We start from the raw sequence: 17,305 nt of genomic DNA on the forward strand, positions 1-17,305 counted from the left end.
CCGTGGGCTCGTATGCCGATGGAAATGCGCGCCGTCATTGGCGACGGCGCGCGGCAATTCCAGGCCTATATCAGGCCGGCGTCATCAAGGCCGGCAGCAGCGCGCCGGAGATGTGCTGGACGACTTTGACGCCCTTGGTATGCACGATCGGCTGCGCGAACTGCACCACCGGCAGCACATAAGCCTGCTCGGCGATGTATTTGTCGACCGCCTTCCAGCCGGCGATGCGCTTGGCCTCGTCCTTTTCGCCCCACAGCGGACCGATCTTGGCATCGAGATCGTCGGTCTTCCACGACGAGTGCGGCGACGGGCCGAACATGGCAAATCCGGTCGACGTCGTCGGATCGCCGATGGCGTTGCCCCAGTTGTAGAAGGCCGCCGGCGCCAGCTTGTGCGCGGCGCGCAGCTCATAGTGTTTGGCGATCTCGTAGACTTCGATGGTTGCCTCGATCCCGACCTTGCGCCACATGCCGACGATCGCCTGCACCATCTCATAGTCCTTGGGCTTGAAGCCTTTGGTCGTCTGGATGGTGATCTTGGCCGGTTTTTCAGGCGAATAACCGGAGGCCTTGAGCAATTCCTTTGCCTTTTCCGGATTGTGCTCGACCTTGATCGACGGGTCGTAAGCGGCGTATTCCGGCGTTTCCAGCGTATCGATCGGCTGGCCGTAGCCACGCAGCAGCCGCTTGACCAGCAGCTCCTTGTCGACCGACATCACGGCCGCCTGGCGGACATTCTTGTCCAGCATGGCGTCCTTGTTGTTGAAGAAGATCATGCCGATGTCGGACACGTTCTTGATCGAGCCGGCAAGTCCGTCCTTGGCGATCAGTCGATCGTATTCCTCATAGGGGATTTCGAGCGTCACCTGCGAGGAGCCGGATTCGATCTCGGCGACGCGGCTCGCGGCGTCGGTGACGAACTTGATCGTCACGTTGTCGAAGGCCGGCTTGCCGCCCCAATAGTCCGGGTTGGCCTTCAGCCGCAGGAAGGCGTTGCGCTCGAATTTCTCCACCATGTAGGGACCGGTGCCGATCGGCGCCTTTTCGAAGCCCTCCGCGCCGACCTTCTCGTAATAGGCCTTGGGCAGGATGTAGCCGGTCAGGAACGACATCCACTTGAAATAGACCGGGTCGAACTGCACCACGTCGCCAGTGATCTTGTTGCCGTCGATCTTGAAATTGTTGACGTTCTTCCAGACGAACTGGATCGGGTTGCCGGTCTTTTCGTCGCCCGCGCGCTGCAGCGACCAGACGACGTCTTCCGGTGTGAAGGGCGAGCCGTCATGCCACTTCACACCCTCGCGCACCGTCATCATCACCTTGGTGCGGTCGTCGTTCCAGCCCCATTCGGTGAGCAGGCCCGGCGCGAAGGACAGGTCCGGCTTCTGCGGGATGAATTGATCGAATACCGATTGGTAGAGGCCCTGGATGGTCGGGTTGACCGCCGAGGGTCCGGTGGTCGGATCCCAGGACGGCAGGTTGACGTTGTAGGCGATGGTCAGCTCGCCGGCTGCGGCGTTGGCGATCTTTGGCAGGCCGACGGCCGCCACGCCAAGTGCCGCGGCACTGTATCCCAGCAATTCGCGTCTGTTGATTGTCATGGTCGTTCCCCTTGTTGTTTGTTGTCTTTGCGCAGCAATGTCAGGTCATTGATTCAGGCTTCGTGGGCAGCAGCGCTTGCCTCTCGTCGCCTCTGTGAAGTCGTCGGGCTACCTCCCGCCAAGCTGTTGCGCGAGCATGAAGCCGGAGGCCGCACCCGTGCCGGCGCCGGGCCATGTCGCGGCGCCCGTCAGATGCAGATTGCCGACCGGAGTGTTCCAGCCGGCATGGCCGCGCGCAGGGCGGAACAGGAAATTCTGCGCCAGATGATGGCTGCCGCAGACCTGGTCGCCGCCCACGAGGTTCGGGTTCTCGCGCTCGAGATCGATCGGCGAAAACACCGCTCGGCCGAGGATTTTCGCACGCAGGCCGGGTGCGTAGGTTTCGATGATGTCGAGCACGCGCTCGGCATAGGCCTCCTTGACCTGGTCCCAGTGCGCCGGCGCGATCTTGCCCGCGGCGTCGCCCAGGATTTCGGCGGGCAGCATGCGCACCTGCACCCACAGTACATGCTTGCCCTCGGGCGCCCGCGACGGATCGACCGCGGTCGGCTGGCCGACGACCAGAACCGGCTCGTCCGGCAGCAGGCCTGCCATCGCCTGCTGATAGGTGCGCGACATCTGGTCGAGCGATGGCGCCAGATGGACATAGGCGAACCGACGCAGCTCTGCCCCGGCGCGCCAGTCGGGCAAACCGTCGAGCGCCAGATGGATCATCATCGTGCCCGGTGCATACCGGAATTTCCCCATCGCCGTGTCGAAGCCGGCGTCACCGGAACCGTTTGGCAGCAGCTTGCCGGTCAGCGCCTTGGGCGCGACGCCGGCGATGACCGCCCTGGTGGCGCTATGCGTTTCGCCGGATGCGAGCCGCACGCCCGTCGCCTTGCCGCTGGAGACCGTGATCTCGGCGACATCGGCGCCGGTGACGATCTTGCCGCCGGCCGATGTCACCATGCCGGCCAGCGCCTTGATGATCGTGTCGGCGCCACCCTTGCCCAGCACCATGCCAAAGCTCTGGTTGGCCATCGATTCCAGATAGGGGAACACCGCGCCGCCGGCGATGTCGGGCGCGAAGTCGAGATGCATGCCCCAGGTGGCGAGCGTTGCCCTGACATGCGGCGAAGAGAAGTTCTCTTCCAGCCAGGCGCGGGGCGACGACAGCAGCAGCCGGCCGGTGTCGAGCGCGCCGGAAACACCCTTCTTGCGCCACAGGGTCCAGGCGGTGCTTGCAAGCGCGCGGGCGCTCATCGGCGATCCCAGCAGTCGGAACAGGTGCTCGGCCTCGCCGGGAAAGGCGGCAACCAGCCTGCGCCATGTCGCGGCATCAGCCGCTGAAAAGGCGGCCATGCGGATGGCGGTCTTCTCCAGATCGTTGCTGACGCCGAACCAGCGCCCATCCGGAAAGGCGCTGGCGAAACAATCGGCGACCGGCGCGAACTCCAGCCCCTGCGCTTTCAATTCATTTGCATATTTCCGGTGAAAGGCGGAGCCGGCAAACAGGCTCAGATTCATCGCGCCGAAATCGTGGCGGAAGCCGGGAAGGGTAAATTCGCGGGTTTGCACCGCGCCGCCGATTGTCGCGCTGCGCTCGAAAATGCCGGTTTTCCAGCCTTTGAGCGCCAAATGCGCAGCGCATGCCAGACTGTTGTGGCCCGCCCCGACAAAGATGGCGTCGAACTCGCTCACGCCCCGTTCCCATTTCCTTTATGCTTAAAGATAATTGCAGATGCATATGTTTTCGTCTAGTAGGTATATTAAGGGCCGAGACGAGCCTTGATCATGTCAGACAAGAGGGAACAGAGACCATGGACACGCAAAAACTCCTTGGCGAAGTCGCCGGCCAATTGCTTTCGGGCGCCATCAGGGTGGTCGACCTGTCGGCGCCGCTCGGGCCCGATACGCCGCTGATCAAGCTGCCGCCGGAACTCGCCGTAGACACGCCGAAGGTCGAAATCCACAACATCTCCCGCTACGACAAGAACGGTCCATGGTGGGCCTGGAACTGGCTGAAGCTCGGCGAGCATTCGGGCACGCATTTCGATGCGCCGCAGCATTGGATCAGCGGCAAGGATTATCCGGACGGCGCCACCGACACCATTCCGGCGCAGAATTTTGTCGGCCCGGTCAATGTCATCGACTGCTCCAGGGAAGCCGCCGCCGACCACGATTTCCTGCTCACCGTCGACCACATCAAGGCATGGGAAGCCAAGCATGGCGCGATCAACGCCGGCGAGTGGGTGGTGATGCGCACCGACTGGTACAAGCGCAATGGCTCGGAAGCCGAGTTCCTCAACGCCAACGAGACCGGCCCGCACACGCCCGGCCCGACGGCCGAAGCCATCCAGTTCCTGATCAGCAAGGACATCAAGGGCTGGGGCTCGGAGACGATCGGCACCGATGCCGGCAAGGCCGGCGGCATGGAGCCGCCATTCCCGGCGCACACGCTGATGCACAAGGCCAACCGTTATGGCCTGGCCAGCCTCTGCAACCTCGACCAACTGCCGCCGAAAGGCGCCATCCTGATCGCGGCGCCGCTCAAGATCGAACACGGCACCGGCAGCCCGATCCGCGCGCTGGCGCTGGTGGCGGGGAAATAAGGGAGCGGTCTTCGGGAGAAGATCATGGTCGCGGTCGATGTCAGATTGATGGGTGGGGAGCGGCAGCCTTGCAGCGCTGGCGCTTACCCCCCTCTGTCCTGCCGGACATCTCCCCCTCAAGGGGGGAGATTGGCAGCTTCGTCACCCCGCTCAATCCTGCGTCGTGTACAAGTGGCGAAAGTCGCGATGACAGCCGATCTCCCCCCAAGAGGGGGAGATGTCCGGCAGGACAGAGGGGGGCGCCGTAGAGCGCCAGCCCACGCAATCGAACGCCATCTCCCAGAGACGGCGAGCACCCGCCAATGACCGCCCCCGACCACATCATCGTCGGCAGCGGCATAAACGCGCTGGTCTGCGCTGCCATGCTTGGTGGCAAAGGCGCCAGGGTGCTCGTCCTCGAACGCAACGACCGCATCGGCGGCTGCATGCGCACCGAGGAGATCACCGCGCCGGGCTTCGTCCATGACGTGATGGCGACGACCTTCGTGCTGTTCATCACCTCGCCGGCCTTCGCGGCACTGGGCGCCGACCTCGCGCGCCACGGGCTGGAATTCTGCCACACCGGCACCCCGACCGGCGTGCTCATGCCTGACGGCAGCCACGCGGTGCTCACCACCGACCGCGCCGCCAACATCGCCGCGCTCAACGCGATCGCGGCCGGCGACGGTGACCGCCACGCGGAAGATGTCGGCGGCATCGAACGCAATGCCGGCCTGCTGTTCGGCCTGCTCGGCGGCAGTCTGTGGTCCTATCCCACCGCGAAGCTCCTGGCCGGCGACGCCTGGCGGCGTGGTCCGCGCGGGCTTGCCGCCTTTCTCGGCGACGCGCTGGTGCCCGCGCGGGGTTGGCTCGAAAGGAGCTACCGATCGGAGACCGTCCGCGCGCTCTGGGCGCCCTGGGTGCTGCATGCCGGACTTGGCAGGGAAGACGCCTTTTCCGGCCAGATCGCCAAGGTGATCGCCTTCGCGCTGGAGGCGGCCGGCGCGCCGATCGTCAAGGGCGGCGCGAGGAACCTGCTTGCCGCCTTCGAGGCCCTGATCCGGGAACGCGGCGGCGACATCCAGACCAGCGCCGATGTCGCCGCGGTCGTCCAGAGCGGTGGCCGCGCCACCGGCGTGCGGCTGGCGTCTGGCGAAACCATCACGGCGAACAAGAGCGTCATCTGCTCGGTCACGCCGACGCAGCTCTACGGTCGCCTGCTCGGCAAGGACGCTCCGAAGGACGATGTCGAGGCGACGCGGAAATACCGCTACGGCAAGGGCAATTTCCAGATCCATTACGCTCTCGACAAGCCGCCGTCCTGGCGCGGCGAAGGCCTGGACAAGGTGGCGCTGCTGCATCTGACGCCGGGGCTAGATGGCGTCTCGAAAGCCTGCAACGAGGCGGCGCGCGGCATGCTGCCCGAGATGCCGACCATCTGTGTCGGGCAGCCGCATGCGCTCGACCCGTCGCGCTGCCCGGAAGGCAAGGCGATCCTGTGGCTGCAACTGCCCGAGGCGCCTCGCCACATCAAGGGCGACGCCGCCGGCAAGCTGCAGGCACCGGCTGATGGGCAATGGACCGACACGTTGCGCGAGGCCTATGCAGATCGCGCCGAAGCGATCCTCGCCAGCCATATCGACGGCTTCAAGGACAGCGTGATCGCGCGCCGCGCCTATTCGCCGGCCGATCTCGAGGCGATGAACATCAACCTGGTCGGCGGCGATCCCTATGGCGGCTCCTCGACCATCGACCAGGCCTTCCTGTGGCGGCCGTTCAAGACCAGCCGCAACCACCAGACCGGCATCAAGGGCCTCTATCATATCGGCGCCTCGACCCATCCCGGCGCTGGCCTCGGCGGCGGGTCCGGCTTCCTTTTGGCGGGGAAGCTCTAATGGAACAGAAGGTCGCCGAAAAACGCCAGCGCATTTCGACCCTCGGCCAGATCGGCCTGCAGCAATTCGCGCCCTATCTGATGAACCGCATCATGGGCCGCTACAACGCCACCCTGCGCGACGATTTCCGCAAGCAGGGCCTGACCATTTCGCAGGTCCGCACGCTGGCCGTGCTGTCGGTCACCGACGGCGTCACCGTCAACGACCTGTCGGTCTACACCGTGATCGAACAGTCGACCCTGAGCCGCACGCTCGACACGCTGGAGGGGCAAGGCTTCGTGCGGCGCGAGCAGGGCGTGAGCGACAGCCGCATCCGCCATGTGTTCCTGACCGACGAGGGCCGCGCAGAGTTCACCCGCGCCTGGCCGGCCATGCATGACGCCTTCGAGGCGATGTTCGACGATATCGACGATGCGGAATATGCGGCACTGATCGCCACACTTTTGAAGATGCTCAAGAACATTCGCAAGCACGACATCTAGATGTACGCGCCGCCAATCCCGGGCGAATAAGGGGCCGGGCGGGCAACGGAAGGAGGCCAAAATGGCCGAACGGTCTTTTGCCAAGGAAGTCGAGAAGCTCAGGCTTGGCGCCGGCGAGGAATTTGCCGGCGAGGGCATCCTCGCCATCACCAAGGCGCTGCTGCAATGCGGCGTCGGCTATGTCGGCGGCTACCAGGGCGCGCCGATCAGCCATCTGATGGACGTGCTGGCCGACGCGCAGGACATTCTGGGTGAGCTCGGCGTGCATTTCGAGGCCAGCGCCTCGGAAGCCACGGCCACCGCCATGCTCGCCGCTTCGGTGCATTACCCGATCCGCGGCGCGGCGACCTTCAAGTCCACCGTAGGCACCAATGTCGCTTCCGACGCACTGGCCAACCTCGCGTCTGGAGGCGTCACCGGCGGTGCGTTGATCATCGTCGGCGAGGATTATGGCGAGGGCTCCTCGATCATGCAGGAGCGCAGCCATGCCTTCGCCATGAAAAGCCAGGTCTGGCTGCTCGACCCACGCCCTAACCTGCCGTCGATCGTCAAGGCGGTGGAGGACGGCTTTGAGCTGTCCGAGATTTCCAACACGCCGGTCATGCTGCAGGTGCGCATCCGCTGCTGCCACGTGCACGGCCATTTCATCGCCAAGGACAACAAGCGCCCACCGATGACGGTCGCCGATGCACTGGACGCACCACGTCGCGACACCGGCCGCATCGTGCTGCCGCCCGCCTCCTTCCTGCACGAGAAGGAGAAGGTGCAAAAACGCTGGCCGGCGGCGGTGGATTTCATCGCCAAGAACAAGATCAATGAGTTCTTCGGCTCGGACCACGGTTCGGTCGGCATCGTCATGCAGGGCGGCATGTACAATTCCGTCATCCGCGCGCTGCAGCGTCTTGGCCTTGCCGACACCTATGGCGAGACCGATGTGCCGCTCTACGTGCTCAACGCCGTTTATCCGCTGATCGACGACGAGTTCCTCGCCTTCTGCGAGGGCAAGCAGTCCGTGCTGGTCGTCGAGGAGGGGCAGCCCAACTATATAGAGCAGGCTTTTGCCGCCATGCTGCACAAGGCCGGGCGCGGCACCCGTCTGGTCGGCAAGGAGCATCTGCCGATGGCCGGCGAATATACCGGCCAGGTCATGCTCGACGGCATCGGCGCCTTCCTGCGCGCCGAGGCACCGCATCTCTTGCCCGGTGAAGTGCGCGCACCGAACAAGGTCGGCGACGGCGTCGACACGGCCGATCTGATCAATGTCGTTCCAGGACGACCGCCCGGTTTCTGCATCGGCTGTCCGGAGCGGCCGATCTTCGCCGCGACCAAACTGGTCGAACAGGAACTCGGCAAGCACCACATCGCCTCCGACATCGGCTGCCATTTGTTCTCGATCATGCCGCCTTTCGAACTTGGCGCCACCACGATGGGCTACGGGCTCGGGCCGGCCTCGGCCTCGGCGTTCAATTCGCCCGACGCCAAGCGCCGCTCGATCTCCTTCGTCGGCGACGGCGGCTTCTGGCACAACGGCCTGACCTCCTCGATCGGCAACGCGGTGTTCAACAAGAATGACGGCGTCATCGTCATCGTCGATAATTTCTACTCGGCCGCCACGGGTGGGCAGGACATCCTGTCATCGCGCGCGGGCAACAAGACCAAGTCGACCAAGCACCCCATCACCGAAGCGGTGAAGGGCATGGGCGTCAAATGGCTGCGCCATGTCGACCGCACCTACGACGTCGGCAAGATGCAGGACACGTTGCGCGAGGCACTGACCACCGAAGAGAAGGGGCCGAAGGTCATCGTCGCTTCGTCGGAGTGCATGCTCAATCGCCAACGCCGCGAAAAGCCGCTGGTCGACAAGGCGATCAAGGGCGGGACCCGTGTCGTCAAACCGAAGTTCGGCGTCGACGAGGACATCTGCACCGGCGACCATGCCTGCATGCGGCTGTCCGGCTGTCCATCGCTGTCGGTCAAGTCGCTCGACGATCCGCTGCGCGACGATCCGGTGGCGTCGATCGACCAGAACTGCGTCGGCTGCGGCAATTGCGGCGAGGTGGCGGACGCCGCGGTGCTTTGCCCCTCCTTCTACCGCGCCGATGTCGTGCACAATCCCGGCCGTTGGGATCGTTTCCTGCAAAGCGCGCGCCGCACTGTAATCAGCCTGATGCAGCGCCGCCGCGAGAGCCGCCGTCTGACGTTCGCCGATGCTTGACCAGAACTCGCCCCTGCGCCCGAAATCCGGTGCCGCTGACAATGAGCCGGTGATCAAGCTCGCCGTGCTGGCGGTCGGCGGCCAAGGTGGCGGCGTGCTGGCCGATTGGATCACCGATGTCGCCGAGCGCAACGGCTATGTCGCGCAGTCGACCTCCGTCGCCGGCGTTGCCCAGCGCACCGGCGCCACCATTTATTATATCGAGATGGCCCGCGACACCGGCCGCCTGCCGGTCTTCGCACTGTCACCCTCGCAGGGCGACGTTGATATCCTGATCGCGGCGGAACTGATGGAGGCCGGTCGCGCCATCATCCGTGGCTTTGTCACGCCCGATCGCACCACGCTGATCACCTCCTCGCACCGCATCGCCGCAGTGTCGGAAAAGATCGAGCCGGGCGACGGCAGGGCGTCGTCATCGAAGGTGCATGCGACGGCTGTGGCCGCTTCCAAGCGCTTCATTGCCTTCGACATGGAAAAGATCGCCGCCGACAATGGCTCGATGATCTCGGCCAGCCTGCTTGGCGCGCTGGCTGGATCGGACGCGCTGCCGTTCACACGCGAGAGCTACGAGCAGGCGGTCAGTGCCGGCGGCCGTGGCGTGAAGGCCAGCCTTGCCGCCTTCGGCGCAGCCTTCGACCGCGCACGCGGCGCGGCGGCAGCACCTTCGCCAAAGCCGGCCGAGCCGGCGATTGTCGAATCCGCTTTGGGTGCCGGGCGTGTGAGCGGCCCGCAAAATCTGCTGCAGGGATGGCAGGCTCTCGCCGCCCGCATCGATCTGATGCCGATCGCGGTGCGCGACATGGCGCTTCGCGGCCTGAGAAAGGTCGTCGATTATCAGGACATTGCCTATGGGCGCGATTATCTCGACCGACTGGACAAGGCCGTGGCCATGGACAGCGCCGGCCACGGCCACGGCCTGTCCATCGCCGCCGCCAAGCATCTGGCCAACGCCATGTGTTACGACGACATGATCCGCGTCGCCGATCTCAAGACGCGCTCGACCCGCGACAGGCGGGTGCGCAAGGAGGTTGGCGTCAAGGACGGCTCGGTCCTGCAGGTGACCGAGTACTTCCATCCGCGCATCGAGGAGTTCTGCGGCACGCTGCCGGCGGTGCTCGGCAGCTATATCGAGAACCGGCCCAAGCTTGCCGGCTTCCTCGACCGCCGCATCAACCGTGGCCGCCGCATCCGCACCGACAGTTTTGTCGGCTTTGCCGCTCTGTGGTTCATCGGCGGCCTGCGCCGCTGGCGCCGCCGCCTGCTGCGCCACAAGGTCGAAATGGCGCATGTGGAACGCTGGTACGCACTGGCGCTCAGCCACGTGCCTCAGGATTACGGGCTGGCCGTCGAAATCCTCAACTGCCGCCGGCTGATCAAGGGCTACAGCGACACGCATGCGCGCGCCCAGTCGAAATTCGACCGCGTGCTGTCGGCGCTTGATCTGCTCAAGGGCAGGGCCGACGCCGCCGACTGGATCCGCCGCCTGCGCGAGGCGGCGCTGAAGGACGAGAAGGGCGATATGCTCGACGGCGCGCTGAAGACCGTGGCGACGCTGGGATCATCTCCCGTCACCTGAGGTTCCCGTCCTGGTCTTAGACAATTGGAGCCGTTCCGCATGGACATGTAGCGGCGCCGCCTGCGGGAACAGGTGCAGCAATCCCGAATCGACGCGCTTGCGCAGATGCGCATCCACCGCGGCCCGGTCCCGGCAGCCATGGAACCGGCCGCTGCAATGATCGCGCAGCCGCACGAGATCAGCCATCATAGGCGACATCGGTAGGCCCGCCGCATCGAGCAGGCTCGCGCTGAGGAAAGCGACATCGAGCGGCGCCGTGTCGGGTATTGGATGGCGAAGCGGGTGATTGAAGGTCGAGAGCGTGTAGAAGGTGCGGTAGGCAAGTGAATCCGGTCTTGCCAGCGCGTCCTCGCCCGCAATGGCATCGACGAGCGGCTTTGTCGCCGACGACTGATGATCGCCGAATTCGAGCACCACGGCGCCGCGTTTGCCGGCTTCCGCTTCCCGGCGTTCCAGGAACGCCTGTAAATCTCCGCGTGCGATCGCCATGCGGCGCAGATATTCGCCGGCCTGGAAATCGTCGGAGAAGGGTTCACCTTCCACCTTCAACTCCGGTTCCATCCGCCCCTCATAGGGGGAGTGCGGGAACATGGTCTCGATTTCGAGGAACAATGGCCGTGCGTCTTCCTTGCGGTGCCTTGCGATGAATGCCTCGGCCGCGCGATAGTAGAAGTCGTCGCGCAGATGGTAGAACGGCGCGGCGATATCCTTGATGTCCAGGATGGTCTCGAAGCCGATCGATTTCAGGAAGGGCCCTTCATTGACGAAGGTAAAATCCATCGGCGTCATCACAGCGGTACGGTAGCCGCATCGCGCCAGAATCTCCGGCAACGCGCCGGCGACCTTGTCCTGCAGCGTGATTGTCAGATAAGGGCTTCGCCAGCCGAAATCGGTGGCAGAAAGGCCGGTCATCAGTGACAAATTGGTGATCCAGGTGCCGCCGCCAAAGGTTTCGACCTGCATCGGGTGCGCTTCGCCGGCTTTGGGGGCGAAGCGCTGTAGAAATCCCGCACCCTTGGCGATCTGGGGAAATTGGCGGGATCGGACTGGCTTTCGCTGAGCACGAAGAAGATGTCGGGAAGCGTGGCCTGGTCACCGCAGTCCACCGTATCGGCGAAGGGGGGCTGCGGCGCGACGGCCTGCAGCCGCTGCTCGAAAGCCGGCTCGACGACCAGATTGCGCAGATCCATCAGCGAGACAAAGAAGGCCGACATGTGCCGGCCTTGCATGTAGTAGAAATAGCGGTCCTTCGACGCCTCGGCTGGAAAGGTCAGCGGCACCAGGGTGACGGGCACCGCCAGAATCACGGCGCGCACCGATACGGGCCAGCCAAGCTTCCGGTCGGCGCGAAAGATCAGGATCGCAGCGGCGATGCCAAGCGCCAGTGCCATGACAACCGGCAGGATGAGATGGAGATAGGAGCCGACGAGGAAGCGATACACTTCCGGATCCCTGGAGACGAAGACGGTGTCGTAGAAGTGCAGCGAAAAACCCTTCATGCGGAACTTGATCGCTGAAATCAGCGTCAGGACGCCGACGATCATCCAGGCGAGGTAGGCGGAAAAGGCGAGTCGCGATGTGGCCAGGAACAGGGTGCCCGCGACGACCGCCACCAGCGCCAGCGAGAACGGCACCGACAGCCATTCATGCTCGACCCTGCCGGCGGCGAGAATGCCGGCAAGGCTGACCAAAACCAGCATCAACGGATGGCATAGCAGCCGCAAAAGCTTCTGAAGCTGAGCTAAAGGTTTTCTCATGGATAGGACTCAGCATAATTTTGGGGAACTCTTCGATTAATTGCGCCGCCAGAACAAACACATAGTGAATTTAACGTTAATTCCGATACAAGGCCGCCCTTGGGGTTGTCTCCGCAAGCTTGTCGAACGACGGAAGGCGTCATTAGTCGGCACCCGATGGTGCTGCTTGGTCGGCGGATCTTTCCAAACGGCCGCTAAGGGGTGGGCCTCCGGAGGATCTTGAGAAAAATCATGAACATCGTTCATTTTGGCTTGAACATTGTTCATAAAATGATATTCTGCAGAAATGAACGCCGTTCATGGCACGGCGGCCGGCGTCATCCACGTCTGGAGGACTGAAGCCGCCGCCGCCATCACTGAAGACGACAAGACGCAGCAAGGAAGTTTAACCAGCTCACTGTTATCAACGGGATTGAAACAGTGCGCGCAACCGCGAGGCCAAAGGCATATTGCCGGTTGGGTTTCGCCAATGGAAATCGCCATGACCACGCATCTGATGCTGTCGCGACGTTTTGCACCGCTTTTCTGGACGCAGTTCCTGTCTGCATTCAACGACAATTTCCTCAAGAACACGCTGGTGTTCCTGATCCTTTTCACGCTGGCCGCCGGTCAGGCGGCCTCGCTGGTCACCTTGGCCGGAGCCGTGTTCATGGCTCCTTTCCTGTTGCTGTCGGCGCTCGGCGGTGAAATCGCCGACCGCTTCGACAAGGCGCTCATCGCCCGCCGGCTGAAATTCGCCGAGATCGGCGCCGCTGCCGTCGCGGTCGTCGGCATCGCGCTGTCCTCCATTCCAGTGCTGATGACCGCGCTGTTGATGTTCGGCGTCATCTCGGCACTGTTCGGGCCGATCAAATACGGCATCCTGCCCGATCATCTCGAGCGCAAGGAATTGCCCCGCGCCAACGCCTGGATCGAATCGGCGACCTTCGCCGCCATCCTTGGCGGCACGATCGTGGGCGGTGTCGTCTCCGCTGACGGCATTGGTGTCGCCGTCTTCGGCCCGATGATGATGATCCTGGCGGTCGGCTGCTGGTTCGTCAGCCGCTATATCCCCTCGACCGGTTCGGCCGCGCCGAACCTTGTCATCGACTGGAATATCTTCCGCTCGACATGGCGCCAGGTCAGTGAATTGCGCACCGACACGCGCATCTGGCGCGCCGGATTGATGACCTCGTGGTTCTGGCTGATCGGCGCCATCGTGCTTTCGATCCTGCCCACGCTCATCAAGGATCAGCTTGGCGGCAACGAGATCGCGGTCACCGCCTATCTCGCGGTGTTCGCCGTTTCCATCGCCATCGGCTCGGCGATCGCCGCCTGGATGTCCCAGGGCCGCATAGTGCTCCTTCCCGCGCCGGTCGGCACGGCACTGCTGGCGCTGTTCGGCCTGCACCTTGCATGGACGATCTGGAGCATGCAGCCCTCGCCCAAGGCCGAAACCCTTGGCCTCTTCTTCGCCGGGCCGAACACGATCCGTGTTGCGATCGACCTTGCCGGCATGGCCATTTCCAGCGCCTTCCTGGTGGTGCCGACCTTCGCCGCCGTGCAGGCCTGGTCGCCCGAGGCGCGCCGCGCCCGCGTCGTCGCCGCTGTCAGCATCGTCAATGCCGGCTTCATGACGTTGGGCGGCATCCTTGTCGCCGCCATCCAGGCGGCGGGCGTCTCCATCGCCAGCGTGCTGTTCGGGCTTGCCGCCTTCAATGCCGTGGCCGCCTGGCTGATGCTGAAATATCTGCCGACCAACGCCTTCCGCGACTTCGTCTCCATCCTCTTCCGCGCCTTCCATCGGCTGGAAGTGGAAGGCCTGGACAACCTCAAGGCGGCTGGTCCGGCGCCCATCCTGGCGCTCAACCATGTCAGCTTTCTCGACGGACCGCTGGCGTTGACGCTGACCGATGAGGAGCCGGTCTTCGCCATCGACTACACGATCGCCCAGGCGTGGTGGATGAAGCCGTTCCTGAAACTGACCCGCGCCCTGCCGCTCAATCCGGCCAAGCCGATGTCGACGCGCACGCTGATCAAGATCGTGCAGAACGGCGATCCGCTGGTCATCTTTCCCGAGGGCCGCATCACCGTCACCGGCGGGCTGATGAAGGTCTATGACGGCGCCGCCATGGTGGCCGACAAGACCGGCTCGATGGTGGTGCCGATCCGCATCGAGGGGTTGGAAAAAAGCCCGTTCTCGCGGCTGACGGCGCAGCACGTGCGCCGCCGCCTGTTCCCGAAGGTCAAGGTGACCATACTGCCACCGGTCAGGCTCAAGGTCGCCGAGGAGCTGAAGGGGCGCAAGCGCAGGGCCGCCGCTGGTGCCGCGCTCTACCAGGTGATGTCCGATCTCGTCTTCCAGACCCAGCACATCGACAAGACCGTGCTCGAAAGGGTCATCGAGACGGCGACCGAGCGTGGCATGAAGCAACTCGCCGTGCAGGATCCGGTCTCCGGTTCGCTGAGCTACGGCAAGCTGCTCACGGGTGCCGCGGTGCTCGGCGAGAAATTCGAAACGCTCTATGCCGGACAGGACACGCTCGGCATCATGCTACCCAACGCCAATGGCGCCTGTGCAGCTCTGCTCGGCGTCATGTCCGCCGGCAAGGTCCCGGCGATGATCAATTTCACCGCCGGTGCCGCCAACATCCTGTCCGCCTGCAAGGCGGCGCGGGTAACCACCATTTTGACCTCGCGAGCCTTTGTCGAGCAGGCCAAGCTCGGCGCAATCGTCGAGGAGGTTGGCCGGTCGGTCAACATCGTCTGGCTGGACGATCTGCGCGCAACCATCGGCCTCAAGGACAAGCTGCTTGGCCTGTTGCGCAAGGCCACGCCCAGGGTTGCCCGCAAGGCCACCGACCCGGCCGTGATCCTGTTCACCTCGGGCTCCGAAGGCACGCCCAAGGGGGTCGTGCTCACCCACCGCAACATCCTGGCCAATGCGGCACAGGCCGCCTCGCGCATCGATTTCCATTCGGGCGACAAGGTGTTCAACGTGCTGCCGATCTTCCATTCGTTCGGCTTGACGGCGGGCACGGTGCTGCCGCTGGTTTCAGGCGTTCCCGTCTATTTCTACCCGTCGCCACTGCATTACCGCATCGTGCCGGAACTGGTTTATGCCTCGAACGCGACCATCATCTTCGGCACCGACACCTTCCTCAGCGGCTACGCGCGCACCGCGCATCCCTATGATTTCCGCTCGGTGCGCTACTGCTTTTCCGGCGCCGAGCCGGTCAAGGCCTCGACCCGCGAAACCTATATGGAGAAGTTCGGCCTGCGCATTCTCGAAGGCTACGGCGTTACCGAGACGGCGCCGGTCATCTCCATCAACACGCCGATGTACAACAAGTCGGGCACGGTCGGAAAAATCATGCCCGGCATGGAATACCGCCTGGAACCGGTGATCGGCGTCGAGGGTGGCGGGCGGCTGTTCGTGCGCGGCCCCAACGTCATGGCCGGCTATCTCAGGGCCGAAAAGCCTGGTGTGCTCGAACCGCTGCGGGACGGTTGGCACGACACCGGCGACATCGTTAGCATCGACGATGCCGGCTTCGTCAGCATTCGCGGCCGCGCCAAACGCTTTGCCAAGATCGGCGGCGAGATGATTTCGCTGGCTGCCGTGGAAGCGTTGGCGGGCGAATTGTGGAAAGGCTCGCTGTCGGCGGTCGCGACCGTGCCGGATCCGCGCAAGGGCGAAAAACTGGTGCTCATCACCGAAGCCGAAAAAGCGACGCGCGCCGAGTTTCTGGCCTTTGCCAAGGCAAACGGGGCGATGGACCTGATGGTGCCTGCCGAAGTGCGTGTCGTGGCGCATGTGCCGGTGCTCGGCTCGGGCAAGATCGACTTCGTCGGCGTGACCAGGCTGGTACGCGGCGAAGCCCTTGAAACCGCCAAGGTCGAGGCCGCCTGATCTCCGACAGCGGCGAGACGACGCCGCGATTCATCGCGGCGTCCTGCTTGGTTCAGACAACCAGGTTCATCATCGGCTTCACCGCTCCTGAATCCGGAAACACCTTGTCGCCGAGCACCGCGGCCGAAAGTCCGAACTGCTCGGCGAGCAGGCCTTTCAGAACCGCCCTGACATCGCTGGTCGGCGCCAGGTCGCGCTGCTGGTAGAGTTGCGCTGGCTTCAATCCCGGCCAGTCGGCGATGACGCGGCCGCCCTTGATCGCACCGCCGGCGAGCAGCACGACCGTGCCGGTGCCGTGATCGGTGCCGACCGTGCCATTGATCCGCGCCGTTCGGCCGAATTCCGTGATGGCGATGATCGCCGTATCCTTCCAGCGCTCGCCGAGACCTTTTTCGAATTCCTCGAACGCGCCGTCGAGGCCGCCGAGCAAGGTGGCGAGCCGGCCGGTCGCGCCGCCTTCGTTGACATGTGTGTCCCAGCCGTCGAAGGCCAGCGCCGCGACGCGCGGCCCGTCATCGGCGGCGATCAGCCTGGCCGCGCCCTGCGCGGCCTGCCGCATGCCGGCGGCGCTGTCGAGGCCGCTCCTCGGTTTCATTGCCTTGGCGCCCATCTGGTAATCGAGCGCCATCCTGTCGGCGTCGAGGCCCTTTTGCAGCGCCACCGCCAGCACCGGGTCGCGATGCTGGTAAAGATCGAGAACGCGCGCCGGGAGGTCGCCGGACGGCGCCGGCAGCGATTGCGGCGCCCAGCCGAGCACAGGGGCCGCGCCACGGATCACCAGTGGCGTCGACGGGCCGACGGCCAGGCCGCCGAGCGTTGCCACGCGGTCGCCCGCCGGCAGGCTTTCGAGCGCCCGGTTGAGCCAGCCGGTGGCGACATGGCCGGGGCCGGCAAAGCCGCTTTCCAGAACATCCTGCCCGTCGAAATGCGAGCGCTCGCGATAGCCCGTCGCGGCAGCGTGCACGACCGCCGCCTGGTTGGCCTTGAACAGCCGGGCGAACGCCGGCATCGCCGGATTGACGGCAAAGAAACCATCGAGCGGCAGCGCTGCGTGCGGGCCGGAGAGCGAGAGCGCAATGTCGCCATGCAGGCCGGCATAGTCTGGATCGCCGACCGGGCCGACCGCCGACAGGCCGTCGAGCGCGCCGCGCAGCACGATGACGATCAGGCGCGGGTCGCGATTGTCGGTGGCCCGGGCGAAGCGCGGCAGATAGGCCCAGGCAAACAGCGCGCCGCCGGTCATCAGCACGGCGCGGCGGGAAGGGTGAGGGGTTTCACATAGCAGGCTCATGAGGTGGTCTCCACGGGAGTTGTC

General features: G+C 64.5%; 11 protein-coding genes. 6 read left to right on the forward strand and 5 right to left on the reverse strand.

What is annotated here, in order from left to right:
- Positions 1–70: 70 nt before the first annotated feature.
- Positions 71–1,600, reverse strand: coding sequence for an ABC transporter substrate-binding protein (locus LB569_RS01105; RefSeq protein WP_224690738.1), 1,530 nt, complete (start codon positions 1,598–1,600; stop codon positions 71–73).
- Between the two features lie 108 nt (positions 1,601–1,708).
- The gene (locus tag LB569_RS01110) at positions 1,709–3,283 is read right to left on the reverse strand and encodes a phytoene desaturase family protein (protein ID WP_224690739.1); all 1,575 of its coding nucleotides are present in this window, start codon (positions 3,281–3,283) and stop codon (positions 1,709–1,711) included.
- A 119-nt stretch (positions 3,284–3,402) separates the two neighbouring features.
- Here LB569_RS01110 and LB569_RS01115 point away from each other — a divergent pair, with 119 nt between their 5' ends.
- From LB569_RS01115 to LB569_RS01135, 5 genes are all read left to right on the forward strand, one after another.
- Positions 3,403–4,194, forward strand: a complete 792-nt coding sequence (locus LB569_RS01115) for a cyclase family protein (RefSeq protein ID WP_224690740.1) — start codon at positions 3,403–3,405, stop codon at positions 4,192–4,194.
- A gap of 302 nt (positions 4,195–4,496) precedes the next feature.
- Positions 4,497–6,068 (forward strand): phytoene desaturase family protein, encoded by a 1,572-nt coding sequence (locus LB569_RS01120; RefSeq protein ID WP_224690741.1) that lies wholly within the window; start codon positions 4,497–4,499, stop codon positions 6,066–6,068.
- Positions 6,068–6,550 carry a MarR family winged helix-turn-helix transcriptional regulator gene (locus LB569_RS01125; protein WP_224536261.1) on the forward strand — a complete coding sequence of 161 codons (483 nt, stop codon included), beginning with the start codon at positions 6,068–6,070 and terminating at the stop codon, positions 6,548–6,550. The genes LB569_RS01120 and LB569_RS01125 overlap by 1 nt, the downstream gene beginning before the upstream one ends.
- Positions 6,551–6,611: 61 nt before the next feature.
- The gene (locus LB569_RS01130) at positions 6,612–8,765 is read left to right on the forward strand and encodes an indolepyruvate ferredoxin oxidoreductase subunit alpha (RefSeq protein WP_224690742.1); all 2,154 of its coding nucleotides are present in this window, start codon (positions 6,612–6,614) and stop codon (positions 8,763–8,765) included.
- Entirely contained in the window at positions 8,758–10,341 is a 1,584-nt protein-coding gene (locus LB569_RS01135) for an indolepyruvate oxidoreductase subunit beta family protein (protein ID WP_224690743.1), read from the forward strand. Before LB569_RS01130 ends, LB569_RS01135 begins: the two co-directional genes overlap by 8 nt.
- Here the strand turns inward: LB569_RS01135 and LB569_RS01140 are convergent.
- Together LB569_RS01140 and LB569_RS01145 are read right to left on the reverse strand one after the other, a co-directional pair.
- Positions 10,324–11,304, reverse strand: a complete 981-nt coding sequence (locus tag LB569_RS01140) for a sulfatase-like hydrolase/transferase (RefSeq protein WP_224690744.1) — start codon at positions 11,302–11,304, stop codon at positions 10,324–10,326. The two genes, LB569_RS01135 and LB569_RS01140, sit on opposite strands and share 18 nt — an antisense overlap.
- Positions 11,253–12,098, reverse strand: a complete 846-nt coding sequence (locus tag LB569_RS01145) for a hypothetical protein (RefSeq protein ID WP_224690745.1) — start codon at positions 12,096–12,098, stop codon at positions 11,253–11,255. Before LB569_RS01145 ends, LB569_RS01140 begins: the two co-directional genes overlap by 52 nt.
- 481 nt (positions 12,099–12,579) lie before the next feature.
- Here LB569_RS01145 and LB569_RS01150 point away from each other — a divergent pair, with 481 nt between their 5' ends.
- Positions 12,580–15,990: an acyl-[ACP]--phospholipid O-acyltransferase gene (locus LB569_RS01150; protein WP_224690746.1), complete on the forward strand. Its 3,411-nt coding sequence runs from the start codon at positions 12,580–12,582 to the stop codon at positions 15,988–15,990.
- 52 nt (positions 15,991–16,042) lie between these two features.
- Here the strand turns inward: LB569_RS01150 and LB569_RS01155 are convergent, their stop codons facing one another.
- Positions 16,043–17,281, reverse strand: a complete 1,239-nt coding sequence (locus LB569_RS01155) for a DUF1501 domain-containing protein (RefSeq protein WP_224690747.1) — start codon at positions 17,279–17,281, stop codon at positions 16,043–16,045.
- Positions 17,282–17,305 lie beyond the last annotated feature (24 nt).

It is taken from the genome of Mesorhizobium sp. BH1-1-4 (assembly GCF_020165665.1).
Lineage (GTDB): Bacteria > Pseudomonadota > Alphaproteobacteria > Rhizobiales > Rhizobiaceae > Mesorhizobium.

Bases quoted from the DNA above. Each gene is read 5' to 3' on its own strand.
- LB569_RS01105 (WP_224690738.1), bottom strand. From the start codon at position 1,600: ATGACAATCAACAGACGCGAATTGCTGGGATACAGTGCCGCGGCACTT.
- LB569_RS01115 (WP_224690740.1), top strand. From the start codon at position 3,403: ATGGACACGCAAAAACTCCTTGGCGAAGTCGCCGGCCAATTGCTTTCG.
- LB569_RS01120 (WP_224690741.1), top strand. From the start codon at position 4,497: ATGACCGCCCCCGACCACATCATCGTCGGCAGCGGCATAAACGCGCTG.
- LB569_RS01125 (WP_224536261.1), top strand. From the start codon at position 6,068: ATGGAACAGAAGGTCGCCGAAAAACGCCAGCGCATTTCGACCCTCGGC.
- LB569_RS01130 (WP_224690742.1), top strand. From the start codon at position 6,612: ATGGCCGAACGGTCTTTTGCCAAGGAAGTCGAGAAGCTCAGGCTTGGC.
- LB569_RS01135 (WP_224690743.1), top strand. From the start codon at position 8,758: ATGCTTGACCAGAACTCGCCCCTGCGCCCGAAATCCGGTGCCGCTGAC.
- LB569_RS01140 (WP_224690744.1), bottom strand. From the start codon at position 11,304: ATGCAGGTCGAAACCTTTGGCGGCGGCACCTGGATCACCAATTTGTCA.
- LB569_RS01145 (WP_224690745.1), bottom strand. From the start codon at position 12,098: ATGAGAAAACCTTTAGCTCAGCTTCAGAAGCTTTTGCGGCTGCTATGC.
- LB569_RS01150 (WP_224690746.1), top strand. From the start codon at position 12,580: ATGACCACGCATCTGATGCTGTCGCGACGTTTTGCACCGCTTTTCTGG.
- LB569_RS01155 (WP_224690747.1), bottom strand. From the start codon at position 17,281: ATGAGCCTGCTATGTGAAACCCCTCACCCTTCCCGCCGCGCCGTGCTG.